Annotated in this window: 13 protein-coding genes; 12 read left to right on the top strand and 1 reads right to left on the bottom strand. The window is 53.7% G+C overall.

Annotated features, from left to right (window positions below):
• Window positions 1-141: 141 nt before the first annotated feature.
• Window positions 142-459, top strand: a complete 318-nt coding sequence (locus L0666_RS02945) for a DUF6477 family protein (RefSeq protein WP_235258295.1) — start codon at window positions 142-144, stop codon at window positions 457-459.
• 17 nt (window positions 460-476) lie between these two features.
• On the opposite strand, the gene L0666_RS02940 is transcribed toward L0666_RS02945, so the two are convergent.
• Window positions 477-2,030 carry a trimethylamine methyltransferase family protein gene (locus L0666_RS02940; protein WP_235258293.1) on the bottom strand — a complete coding sequence of 518 codons (1,554 nt, stop codon included), beginning with the start codon at window positions 2,028-2,030 and terminating at the stop codon, window positions 477-479.
• 162 nt (window positions 2,031-2,192) lie between these two features.
• On the opposite strand from L0666_RS02940, the gene guaA reads away from it, so the two are divergent.
• The 11 genes from guaA (at window position 2,193) to L0666_RS02885 (ending at window position 12,664) form a co-directional block, all read left to right on the top strand.
• Window positions 2,193-3,770, top strand: coding sequence for a glutamine-hydrolyzing GMP synthase (gene guaA / locus L0666_RS02935; protein ID WP_235258292.1), 1,578 nt, complete (start codon window positions 2,193-2,195; stop codon window positions 3,768-3,770).
• Window positions 3,761-4,426 carry a YdcF family protein gene (locus tag L0666_RS02930; RefSeq protein WP_235258291.1) on the top strand — a complete coding sequence of 222 codons (666 nt, stop codon included), beginning with the start codon at window positions 3,761-3,763 and terminating at the stop codon, window positions 4,424-4,426. Before guaA ends, L0666_RS02930 begins: the two co-directional genes overlap by 10 nt.
• A 22-nt stretch (window positions 4,427-4,448) precedes the next feature.
• Complete coding sequence (locus tag L0666_RS02925; protein WP_235258289.1) at window positions 4,449-4,793, top strand: hypothetical protein; 345 nt, start codon at window positions 4,449-4,451, stop codon at window positions 4,791-4,793.
• 44 nt (window positions 4,794-4,837) lie between these two features.
• A complete protein-coding gene (locus L0666_RS02920; protein ID WP_235258288.1) occupies window positions 4,838-5,737 on the top strand; it encodes a DMT family transporter in 900 nt (299 codons plus the stop codon).
• A gap of 106 nt (window positions 5,738-5,843) precedes the next feature.
• A complete protein-coding gene (locus L0666_RS02915; RefSeq protein WP_235258284.1) occupies window positions 5,844-6,908 on the top strand; it encodes an OmpP1/FadL family transporter in 1,065 nt (354 codons plus the stop codon).
• Between the two features lie 89 nt (window positions 6,909-6,997).
• Window positions 6,998-7,873 (top strand): ATPase, encoded by an 876-nt coding sequence (locus L0666_RS02910; RefSeq protein ID WP_235258281.1) that lies wholly within the window; start codon window positions 6,998-7,000, stop codon window positions 7,871-7,873.
• Between the two features lie 41 nt (window positions 7,874-7,914).
• Complete coding sequence (locus tag L0666_RS02905; RefSeq protein WP_235258279.1) at window positions 7,915-8,883, top strand: homoserine O-succinyltransferase; 969 nt, start codon at window positions 7,915-7,917, stop codon at window positions 8,881-8,883.
• A 79-nt stretch (window positions 8,884-8,962) separates the two neighbouring features.
• Window positions 8,963-9,946, top strand: a complete 984-nt coding sequence (locus L0666_RS02900; protein ID WP_336246264.1) for an alpha/beta fold hydrolase — start codon at window positions 8,963-8,965, stop codon at window positions 9,944-9,946.
• Between the two features lie 51 nt (window positions 9,947-9,997).
• Window positions 9,998-10,882: a polyphosphate kinase 2 gene (ppk2, locus tag L0666_RS02895; RefSeq protein ID WP_235258274.1), complete on the top strand. Its 885-nt coding sequence runs from the start codon at window positions 9,998-10,000 to the stop codon at window positions 10,880-10,882.
• The gene (locus L0666_RS02890; RefSeq protein WP_235258270.1) at window positions 10,875-11,492 is read left to right on the top strand and encodes a TetR/AcrR family transcriptional regulator; all 618 of its coding nucleotides are present in this window, start codon (window positions 10,875-10,877) and stop codon (window positions 11,490-11,492) included. The genes ppk2 and L0666_RS02890 overlap by 8 nt, the downstream gene beginning before the upstream one ends.
• A 263-nt stretch (window positions 11,493-11,755) precedes the next feature.
• Window positions 11,756-12,664 carry a LysR family transcriptional regulator gene (locus L0666_RS02885; RefSeq protein WP_235258269.1) on the top strand — a complete coding sequence of 303 codons (909 nt, stop codon included), beginning with the start codon at window positions 11,756-11,758 and terminating at the stop codon, window positions 12,662-12,664.
• Window positions 12,665-12,691 lie beyond the last annotated feature (27 nt).

Here is a 12,691-nt window from a genome sequence, read left to right as displayed (position 1 = left end):
CGTTAATGTTATCCACAGGCGCATAGAATTGTTTCCAAAAGATAAACATTCTTTAACCTACCGTTCGCCGCGAGTTATACACACGCAACACTACTTTGGGTTGTGTCATTGTCGTGACATTGATCAAACTGGAGAGCCGCTATGGAAGATGTACTAACCCAGATTTCTCGCCTGAACCGACCGAAACTTTTGGTCAGCACAGCCCGACATGGGGTTGAGGACTACAACCGCGTTGTGCACCTACGACGCCTTTTAAAATGTGAAACCATTCCCGGTCCAAGTCAGGCCATCATGCGCTTAATGGATATCGAAGCGACGACAAATGATCACCGCTTGAATGACAGCGCCGAATATTCAATCGCACGCCACATTGAACTTATCGTAGCACTGATGTGCGAGGCGCAGATCCTTAAGAGGTCTAATGCAGAAAAACGAAGGGCCGCCATGACGGTCGTCTGACGGCCCTAAACGTATTTTTACATAAAGCTGTCTGGCATGGATGCCTTTTTCTCGTCGACATAGGCATTCAGTTTGATCAGGATTTCCGGATCCATCGGTGGGGCGACATAGGTGTCGATCAGTTTTGCAACCCGTTCAGAGGCAAGCGTTTGACTGTCGCGCGCGCCCTCTTCTTCCCATGTTTCAAACGGCTTGTAGTCAAACACTTCGGAGCGCCAGAAAGCCGTTTTGAAATTTGCTTGCGTGTGGGCACAGCCAAGATAGTGCCCACCCGGCCCGACTTCACGGATCGCATCCATGGCTTGGGCGTTCTCGTCGATCTCGACACCTTTGGCCATGTGGTGCAACGTGCCGAGCTGATCGGCATCCAGCACGAACTTTTCGAAGTCAGCGACAAGGCCGCCTTCAAGCCAGCCGCAGGCGTGCAGCATAAAGTTCACACCGGACAGCAGCCCCATATTCAGACTGTTTGACGTTTCATAGGCGGCTTGTGCATCTGGCAGTTTAGAACCGCAGAACGACCCGGCCGAGCGATAAGGTAACCCAAGACGGCGGGCCAATTGTCCTGCGCCGTTTGTGATATGTGCAGCCTCTGGCGTACCAAATGTCGGCGCACCCGAGTTCATGTCGATCGAGGTCACAAAGGTCCCGAAGATCACAGGCGCACCTGGGCGGATCAACTGGCTATAGGCCACGCCAGCCAGAACTTCCGCCAAGACTTGTGTCAAAGTCCCCATGACAGATACCGGCGCCATGGCCCCACCTACGATAAACGGGCTAATGATGCTGGCTTGGTTTGCTTCCGCGTAGACTTCCAACGCGCCCATCATTGTTTCATCAAACGTGAGCGGGCTGTTAATATTGATGAGCGACGTCATCACTGTGTTTTCGGCAACGAACTCTTTGCCAAACAGGATTTCGCACATCTCTACACTGTCACGTGCGCGGCTTGGTTCGGTAACGGACCCCATGAAGGGCTTATCGCTCAGCGTCATATGCGCCATCAACATATCAAGGTGGCGTTTGTTCACCGGAACATCTGTTGGTTCGCACACGGTGCCGCCTGAAAGGTGCAGCCACTTGGACATATAGCCGAGTTTTACGAACTTCTGGAAATCGGCAATCGTCGCGTAGCGCCTACCGCCATCGGCATCGCGCACAAACGGAGGGCCGTAGACTGGTGCCAGAACCAAATTCTTGCCGCCCACCTGAACGGATTTTTCGGGGTTTCGGGCGTGGTGGGTAAATTCGGAAGGCGCTGTTTCACAAAGTTTACGCGCCAATCCTTTTGGGATACGGACCCGTTCACCGTCTACCATTGCCCCAGCGGCCTTCCAGCGCTCAAGTGCCTTTGGGTTATCGACAAACGCGACACCGATTTCTTCAAGCACGGTTTCCGCATTGGCCTCGATGATATCCAAGGCCTCATCGCTCAACATTTCAAGGTTGGGGATATTGCGCACGATTGTCGGCGCAGTTTCAAAGCTTACCGCTGTACGTTCGGCGCGCCGTGCGGCACCGCCGCCACCACGTGCCCGTCGTCCGCGTGCTGGTGTTGCTGTCTCTGACATGATGATTACCCCGTAAGAATCCTGTTGATCCAAAAACTACACGGGCCAAGCGCCCGCTCGTCCCAAAGAAGCGGCCTATACGAGGCAAATGCGACATTCTACCTGTCGATTTTCGACACCCCGAATCCTTGCGTCCGCGCCGCTCGCGTTTTACGACGCATCATGGATATAATCGAACACGACCGCCTTCTTATCATCGACTTTGGTAGCCAAGTGACGCAGCTGATTGCGCGCCGCTTGCGCGAACAGAATGTCTATTGTGAAATTCACCCCTATCAGAACGTCACCGATGACGTTCTTGCACAGATCGCGCCTAAGGCTGTGATTCTTTCGGGTGGGCCAGATTCAGTCACACGCGAAGGCAGCCCAAGGGCCCCCGAAAGTCTTTGGACGATGGGCATCCCTGTTCTGGGCATCTGCTACGGTCAACAGACTATGATGCAGCAGCTCGGCGGCGAAGTGCACGGTGGCAAGAATACAGGTGGCGGCGGTACGGCAGAATTTGGTCGCGCTTACGTGACACCAACAGAGGATCGCATTGATCTACTGGCTGGCTGGTTCCTTGAGAAGAAAGAACAAGTTTGGATGAGCCACGGCGACCACGTTGCCAAACTCGCCCCCGGTTTTGAGGTTTATGGCACATCGCCTAACGCGCCTTACGCCATCACCGCTGATCTTGAACGCAATTTCTATGCTGTTCAGTTCCACCCCGAAGTGCACCACACCCCAAACGGGTCCACACTTTATGAAAACTTTGTCCGCTTGGCTGGGTTTTCTGGTGATTGGACGATGGCGGGCTACAAAGACGACGCGATTGCGCGCATTCGTGAACAGGTTGGTGACAAACAGGTCATCTGTGGCTTGTCCGGCGGCGTGGATTCATCCGTTACGGCGGCATTACTACACGAAGCAATTGGCGATCAGCTGACATGTGTCTTCGTTGATCACGGCTTGCTGCGCCTTGACGAAGGTGCCGACGTTGTTGCGATGTTCCGCGACAACATGAACCTCAAAGTCATTCACGCGGATGAAGCTGATCTGTTCCTTGGTGAACTCGAAGGCCAATCCGACCCGGAAACAAAACGCAAAATCATCGGTAAGCTGTTCATTGACGTGTTCCAGAAATACGCGAATGAGATTGAGGGTGCGGAGTTCCTTGCTCAGGGTACGTTGTACCCAGATGTCATTGAATCTGTGTCGTTTTCTGGCGGCCCGTCCGTGACCATCAAAAGCCACCACAATGTTGGCGGCCTTCCGGAAAAGATGGGCCTGAAACTGGTCGAACCCCTGCGTGAACTATTCAAAGACGAAGTCCGCGTGTTGGGCCACGAACTTGGCCTGCCTGCGTCCTTTATTGGACGTCACCCCTTCCCTGGTCCGGGTCTTGCGATCCGTTGCCCTGGCGAAATCACGCGCGAAAAGCTCGACATTTTGCGCGAAGCGGACGCTGTTTATATCGACCAGATCCGTAAACACGGCCTGTATGATGAAATCTGGCAAGCCTTCGTCGCAATCCTGCCTGTGCGTACCGTTGGTGTGATGGGCGATGGCCGGACGTATGATTTTGCCTGTGCGTTGCGCGCGGTAACGTCTGTGGACGGCATGACTGCGGATTATTACCCGTTCACCCATGAATTCTTGGGCGAAACGGCCACGCGGATCATCAACGAAGTGCCGGGGATCAATCGCGTCACCTACGACATCACGTCCAAACCTCCGGGCACGATTGAGTGGGAATAACCCGCCTAGGTCTTCGGGTTCTTAAATGGGGTGTTGCTGCTTATGTCTTAATGACGGCAGCGATGCTTGCTTGGACGTTCCTTTGGCCAAAATCTGACATGGCGGATTTGAAACAGGCGGACGCTATTGTCTGTTTGGGCGGTGGCATGTCATCGAATGGCACCTTAGGTGCGCCCGTTCTGACCCGCATCGAACGCTGTGTACAACTCTATGAGGCCGGCCTCGCCCCCGTGATTTTGTTCACGGGTGGTACCGCGACCCCCCATGGCGTCACTGCCGGCGGTCAGATGGGGCGTTATGCCGTCGGGCTTGGTCTTCCTGTCAGCGCCGTTATCGAAGAAGGCCGAGCACAATCAACGCTGCAGAATGCTTTGTTTTCATTAGCCCTTATTCCAGAGGCACGCAGACTGATCGTTGTCACCGAAGCATTCCATTTACCTCGTTCATGGGCGTCATTTCACTGGGCGTCTTGGGAACAGGATCAGTCAGATGTGTCGGTCGCCTTGGTGAAATCAGAAGACGTGCGCCGCGATCCATTAACGGGCGCCGTCAACTGGAACATCCTGTTTCGCGAAAGCTTCGCGATCTGGTTTAACGCCGCCCGCGCTTCGGTTTATTCGCTCGCTCTGAAGCCATCTGTGGATTGGCTTCATTAGGCCGCGCTGCTAGCATCCTGATATGCGATCCATTGCCTGTTACCTTGCTTTTTCTGCCTTGCCGCTTTCAGCGCAGGAATTGACATACCCCCTGATCTGCTCTGGAAGCGACCCGACGTGGACGCTGGAAGTCGCTGGCGAGACCGCCACGCTCGACTTTCAGCGCAGCTCTGAAATGGATGTGATGTTGGTGACTCCGGCCGAGGGGCGCGACTGGCCCGTCGCACTAACTCTGATCGGGCGCGGCGACAGCGCGATCCTGATCGTCGATCAGGGCCTGTGTAATGGCTACGATCATGGCGCGCGTGTTTTGACCCAAAGAGGCGAAACCCCGTTGTTGCTGGTCGGTTGCTGCCTGCGTAATTGAACCGCCCTCTTGCGCGCCGACCGTCAAGCTGACAGCAAGTGCCCATGACCGACACACTGAAAGCTGCACTTTGGATGATCGGGGCTATCATCGCCTTTACATCTATGGCCATTGCTGGCCGAGAGATCAGTCACGAGCTGGACACCTTCGAGATTATGCTGTTCCGGTCTCTTGTTGGCGTGATTGTCGTCGTGACGGTGGCGGGAGCGTCGGGGGCTTACCGCCAAATCAATAGCCAACAGCTCGCGTTGCATGGCGCTCGAAATCTTGCACATTTTACGGGTCAAAACCTCTGGTTTTACGCCTTGCCTCTGCTGCCGTTGGCGCAGGTCTTTGCATTGGAATTCACCACGCCAATCTGGGTGATCCTTCTGGCGCCATTGCTGTTGCGCGAACGGATCACGTCCATTGGAGTGTTGGCCGCTGCGATCGGCTTTGTCGGTGTTATGATCGTGACGCGGCCCATCGGTACGCCGCTGTCACCGGCGACAGTCGCGGCGGCGAGTGCTGCAATCGGTTTTGCGGTGACCGCCCTTCTCACTCGTAAACTGACGCGGACCCAAACAATCACCTGTATTTTGTTTTGGCTTACAGTCACCCAAGCCGCCTTTGGGCTGATCGCTGCGGGCTATGATGGGCAGATTACGCTGCCGTCACTCTCCGCACTCCCTTGGGTCATCTTGATTGGATTCGCGGGGCTGACAGCGCATTTCTGTCTCACGACCGCCCTGTCTCTCGCGCCTGCCGGTATCGTGATGCCTATCGACTTTGCACGTTTACCCGTGATCGCAATTGTCGGGGCGCTTTTTTACGCAGAGCCCTTGGATATCTGGGTGTTTGTCGGCGCTGCAGTGATCTTTGGTGCGAACTATCTTAATATTTCACGGGCAAAAACGGGGTCACAAAAACATCACACAGACGCCGAACAGACGATAGGGACGTAGCGTAAGACAATCAAATTCATTGACCAAAACGTCGCACCTTCCCTAAGTTGATCGTGAGGAAACGTCCGAGACTGAAAAGTTTTGGTATTAGGGAAAAATGGGAAAAATGAAACAGTTTGTAACTGCAGGCGCAGCCCTGCTTTTGACGACCAGCATCGCAACCGCCGGCGGTCTTGACCGCTCTGGGCAGAGCGTAGGTGTTATTTTTGAAGACGGCGACTACGCTGAGCTGAGCTTTGGGTCGGTGACACCGAGCGTAACTGGTGTTGCTCAAGCCGCACTTGGCGGCACAAATTCGGGCGAAATGGCCAACAGCTACACGCAGTTTGGGCTGGCGTATAAAACGCAGTTGAGCGATCAACTTGCTCTCGGCATTATCTTTGATAACCCGTACGGTGCCGACGTAACATATGACACAGCAGGTTACATTTTCAACGGCGCGAACGCGCAAGTTGAAAGCGATGCGGTAACGGCCCTTTTGAACTACAACATCAACGACAACTTCAGTGTTCACGGTGGTTTGCGCTACTTGAAAGCAAATGGTGTCTATACCGTTCCGGCCCTGCCTGCCGCTCTCGGTGGATCACCTGCGTATTCTTCCACTTATTCTTCCGGTGACGGCGTTGGATTTGTGGCAGGTGCCGCATATGAGCGTAAAGACATCGCGCTTCGTGTCGCTTTGACTTACTCAAGCGAAATTGAGTTGAGCACACTTGAAGGTACTGTTGGCGACCTTGATACAACGTTGCCTGAATCGATTAACCTTGATTTCCAAACAGGCATTGCGGCGGACACACTGTTGTTCGGTTCTATTCGCTATGTCGCTTGGGATGGTTTTGCGCTGACGGACTCTCTCGCGGGTGACATCCTGACTTATGACGATGATGTGGTCACGTACAACGTAGGTGTTGGTCGGCGTCTGACAGACCAACTCGCCGCTTCATTCTCCATTGGTTACGAAAATTCAACTGGTGACCCCACCGGTAACCTTGGGCCAACAGACGGCTACATCAGCTACCAAGTTGGCGCGGCCTATACGATGGACAGCGGTGTCGAAGTGTCTGGCGGTGTCCGTTATGTCAATATCGGTGATGCAACGACAACGATCGGTTCGGCGTTTAATGACAACTCGGCAATTGGTGTCGGCTTGAAGGTTGCGTACTCCTTCTAAGGCAGCCAAAAACAACACATCAAAGCCCCGACCCAACCGGTCGGGGCTTTTTTATTGCCCCACTGCGCGTCTCAGGCTACCCCTAGCCCATGTTGTATAATTCCGCCTCTAAATGGACCGACGCCGCGCAAAAGCGTGTACTGATATTCGCAATGTCTGGACTGGGAAAAACCCATGTCTCCAATATGTTGCGCGATACAGGTGATTGGTTCCACTATTCTGTCGATTACCGCATTGGCACCCGCTACATGGGTGAATTCATTGCCGATAATGCCAAAGCAGAGGCGATGAAGGTCCCGTTTCTGCGGGAATTGCTGATGTCTGACAGCATCTATATCGGCTCCAATATATCGTTTGATGATTTAAGCACCGTCAGCACCTATCTTGGAAAGCCCGGCGATCCGGCTAAGGGCGGTTTGCCAATGTCAGAATATCGCCGTCGTCAGGATCAGTTCCAACGCGCTGAAATCTCCGCGCTCCATGATACCGGCTATTTTATGGAACGCTCGCAGGCGCTTTACGGGTACAAGAACTTCGTCTGTGACACTGGCGGTTCGATTTGCGAATGGGTTAACCCAGAAGACCCCGACGATGCGTTGCTGAAAGCTCTGTCTTCTCAAAGTCTTATGGTCTGGATCGAAGGCAGCGAAGAACACACCGCCGACCTGATCGAACGTTTCGACAAGGCGCCAAAGCCGATGGCATACGATCCAACGTTTCTAATGGAAACTTGGGCTGAATTTCTCAAGGTTCACGACCAGAACCCAAATACGGTTGATCCCGATACGTTTATCCGTTGGACCTATGCGCGCGCCCTTGCCCATCGACAACCGCGTTATGCAGCCATGGCCAAGAACTGGGGCGTAACGGTGCAGGCCTCTGATATGGCCAGCGTGCGCGATGAGGCCGATTTCACGAACGTGATCGCTCAGGGTGTCGCTCAAACCCTTGAGATGCGCAGCTAAGCTTACTATTTCCTTACGAACTCCAATACAGGTTGAATACAATGCCCATCCGTCTTCCTCGATCCCTGCCCGCCTATGACGTGCTTTCGCGCGAAGGTGTGATGGTGATGGGACGGTCCGCTGCCGATCATCAGGACATTCGGCCCCTTCGCATTGGTATCCTGAACCTGATGCCAAAGAAGATTCAGACGGAAAATCAATTTGCTCGGCTTATGGGCGCAACGCCTTTGCAGATCGAACTGACCCTGATCCGGATGAGCGAACATCAGGCCCGCAACACGGCCGCTGACCACATGACTGAATTCTATCGCACCTTCCAAGAGGTGAAGGACCAGAAGTTCGATGGGCTGATCATTACCGGTGCCCCGATTGAACACCTCGACTTTGAGGATGTGACCTATTGGAATGAACTGTCAGAGATCATGGATTGGACCCAAACCAATGTGCATTCCACTTTTGGTGTGTGCTGGGGCGGCATGGCGATGATCAATCACTTTCATGGGGTGCGTAAACATGTTCTCGATGAAAAGCTGTTTGGTCTGTACCGACACATGAACTTCGACCCGCAAAGTCCTTATCTCAGAGGGTTTTCTGACGAAATGTCCATGCCTGTCAGCCGCTGGACCGAGATGCGTAAGGATGAAATTGAGGCCGCTGGTCTGCCAATTCTGCTACATTCAAACGAAGTCGGCCCCGCCTTGGTAGAGGACCCAGAACATCGCGCAATCTATGTTTTCAACCACTTTGAATATGACAGCGACACGCTGGCGCAAGAGTATCGACGCGATCTAGAAAGCAACCAAGTTCAAGGCGCGGAAATCCAGCTTCCGGTGAACTATTTCCCGTCCGATGATCCGACAAAGGCGCCGCCGAATACATGGCGCAGCCATGCGCACCTGCTTTATGGCAACTGGATTTCAGAGATTTATCTGACAACGCCTTACAATGTCGACGAAATCGGCCTGAAGACCACCGACCTGCGTACAAACACAGACGACGTTACGGAATAGGGAAAACTTGCCCGGCGATGTTTGCGTTTTGATGTCCCGCGCTTATGTTAATGAGGGAAACATAACGCAGGACACCACCGTGGCCATAAATCTGATTGCGACATTGTCTCTTGCTGCCGTCGCGGGCGTTGCCGCAGTGACGAAAAGCCAAGTCAATGCGCGTAAGGACACAGCAGAACAAGACTACCCTCCTGAGGGGCAGTTTATTGACGTGGGCGGCCGCAAGGTTCACGCGGTTGTTCGCGGTGAAGGACCTGATGTTATTTTGCTCCATGGTGCTGGTGGAAACACCCGCGAATTTACCTTTGATTTCATGGATCGATTGACGGATCGTTACCGTGTTATCATTTTTGATCGTCCGGGTTTGGGGTACACAGACCGCACGTCTGATACCTATGATGGTGTATTCAATACGACCGCTGAAAGCCCCGCTGAACAGGCTGAAATGCTACAAGCGGCTGCGGCAACCCTTGGCGCGCATAAACCTATCGTACTTGGGCATTCCTTTGGTGGTTCTGTTGCTTTGGCGTGGGGACTTAACCATCCTGATGCCATTGCAGGCGTTGTGAACCTCGCGGCGCCGAGCCACCCTTGGCCCGGCAATTTAGGCCCGTTTTATACAGTGAACGCGTCACTTTGGGGCTGTGCCGTTTTGCCACCCATGATTTCGGCCTACGCGAGTGCCCAGCAGATCGAAACGTCCATCGCGGGCGTCTTTGCGCCCCAGCCGGTGCCGGACGGCTATATTGATCACATCGGTGCGCCGCTTACCATCCGGCCGACAAATTTGCGAACTAATGCACGTCAGGTCACAACGCTGCGGCCACACATCGTGGATATGGCTGGGCGTTACGCCAGTGAATTCACCCGCCCGCTCGAGATTTTGCACGGTGATCTAGACGCAACCGTGCCGCTCGACATTCACTCCATTCCGCTCAACCAAGCCGTTTCCCACGCGAACCTGACAGTTTTGGACGGAGTTGGACACATGCCACACCACGCTCATCCAGACCTTGTCGAGGCTGCAATCGACAGGATCGCCACGCAAGCTGGATTGCGCTAAGCCGCGCACATCCCCATAGTGGCGCAACTCATTGAAACACGAGGCCAAACCATGACCGACCTGCCCTTTGACGGCGAAATCAGCCGCTACTTTCGCGAAGACGCGCCCGCCGATGTTCGCGCGGAAATCGAAGGTGTGAAAAAGGGCGAAATCCTCGCCACGGATTTCCCCTACGACAAGAAATGGAAACGGTCCGAATATGAGGAAGCGCTCGCCGCGCTTCAGATTGAGCTGGTGAAAATGCAGCGTTGGGCCAAAGAAACAGGCCAGCGGATTGCGATTGTGTTTGAAGGCCGCGATGCTGCAGGCAAAGGCGGCACGATCAAACGGTTCCGCGAAAACCTAAATCCACGTGGCGCGCGCGTTGTCGCGTTGTCTAAACCCACGGACGCCGAAGCGGGCCAATGGTATTTCCAGCGTTATATCCAGCATCTACCCACTGCGGGCGAAATCGTGTTCTTCGACCGATCATGGTATAACCGCGGGGTTGTCGAAAACGTCTTTGGATTTTGTTCTGACAAGCAACGTGAAAAGTGGTTCGAGCAGGTCAATCCGTTTGAACAAATGCTGGTCGATGAAGGCATCAAGGTATTCAAAATCTGGCTGAATGTTGATCGCGCCGCCCAGCTTCAACGATTTATGGACCGTGAAGGTGATCCTCTAAAGCATTGGAAGCTTAGCTGGATCGACGTTGAGGGTCTCAAAAAGTGGGATGAATACACGGCCGCCATCAAAGAAACGCTGTCCAAGACCCATACCGATGACACACCGTGGATTGCCGTGCTAAGTGCGGATAAACGCCGTGCGCGCGTCAACGCCATTCGCGCCGTTCTGAACCAGCTGGATTACACTGGAAAAGACGCAAAAGCCCTTGGCTTGGTCGATCAAAAGATAGCTGGCGGACCCGAAATCATGACGGAGAACGCGGGTGGCTAAACGCGGCTATCACCACGGCGATCTGAAACGTGCGCTTGTCGATGGGGCTTTACGCCTGATCGAAGAAAAGGGCCCGACAGGGTTCACCCTTTCAGAGGCCGCACGCGAAGCTGGCGTAACGCCGGCTGCTGTCTATCGCCACTTTGACGGTCGCGAAGACCTGATCGCCGAAGCCGCACGTCAGGGCTACGTCATTTTTGGTGACCTGATGGAATACGCTTATGACAAAGGCCAGCCGTCGGCACTTGCCAGTTTCGAAGCAACTGGTCGCGCCTACCTCGCCTTTGCGCGAAAATACCCTGGCCACTACGTCGCGATGTTTGAATCCGGCATTTCGATCCAACGCACGCCAGAACTCAACGACGCCGCAACCCGCGCTATGGGGGTGCTTGAGAAAGCTGCCGTTGAACTGTCCAAGCATATCCCCGAAGAAAAACGCCCTCCTCCGCAGATGTTCAGCGCTCACATCTGGGCGATGTCCCACGGCGTGGTTGAATTGTTTGCCCGTGGATCACCCGGGACAAAATCCCCTTTCCCCCCCGAAGACCTGTTAGAAAGCGGCATCGGCGTCTACCTACGAGGGCTTGGTCTGGTGAAGCCGGACGAATAGGCCCAAGGCGCGTGGCGATGGTCAGCTTTGCGGGACGAAGCCGCCATTCACCTTAACACAATGACGGTCTGCTTTCGTGAGCTGGCCGCATATTGATGGCATAAACAACCTGAAACGTGCCAGTATGTGATTTCCCTTGGTACTCGCTGGTTTAATTTTACAAATTTCTCTTATATTGTCTTTCATTCCTTTATGGCGACTTACTTTGCCACTAAGCTTCGCTTGGAGGAATGAACCGCGACTCTTTATACTTAGGGTAAGTCATGAACACTAGAATTACCCTGAAACAGCTTGAAGCGCTCTTCTGGATTTCTGAGCTCGGCACTTTTGAGCGCGCCGCCTCACATTTGTATACAACTCAATCCGCGATTTCCAAACGTGTGCAAGAGCTTGAGCGTGGATCTGGAATTGAGATCTTTGATCGCTCAATGCGTGGTGCCAAGCTAACTGCACGGGGCGAAGAGCTGTTCGAAATGGCAAAGCAAATTCTCCACCTGCATGATCAGATTATGGAAGTTCGGCACGGCGAAACGAACCAGCCGAGAACGCTTCGAATAGGTGTGACAGAACTGACGACCATTACTTGGCTACCACAACTCATTTCGAGCATAAAAGCAGAATACGGGAACGTGCAGGTTTCGCCAAAAGTCGATATGGCGCGCGCACTTTTCAATGATCTTGAGCATAGCCTGCTTGACCTAATCATCATTCCGGCGACGTTTACTTTGCCCGAGTTTTCATCTGTTCCGATTGCAGAAGTACAGAATGTCTGGATGGCGAAGAAAGGATTGGTCAACTTGTCGGGCCCAATCCGACACAGGGACTTGGCCCAGTATCCAGTTCTACTTCAAGGGCAGGCATCCGGATCCGGTCTGTTCCTCAATAAGTGGCTAAAGGAGCGAGGCGTCGTTTTTGAGGAAACTTTAGCTTGCGACTCTATGACTGCTCTGTTGGGGCTGACAGTTGCTGGTCTGGGTGTTGCCTACCTGCCGTATGAACTTTGTCGTCGGTTTGAAGAGTCCGGGACGCTAGAAGTAATCGAGGCGGAAACACCACTGCCAGCTATTCCTTATGTGGCAATGTACCGTGAAGATCGGCCTCATTCGTTCATTCATGGGATCGCGGAGCTTGCAAAATCGGCTTGTGATTTTGGGCGTAGCTTTCAGAGCTAGTGCAAATGTCGAAGAACACCAGATCCG

This window comes from Octadecabacter algicola, from assembly GCF_021532625.1.
GTDB classification, from domain to species: Bacteria; Pseudomonadota; Alphaproteobacteria; order Rhodobacterales; family Rhodobacteraceae; genus Octadecabacter; species Octadecabacter algicola.
Note: the sequence above shows the minus strand (reverse complement) of the source record. Positions and strands in the feature narration are given on the sequence as shown.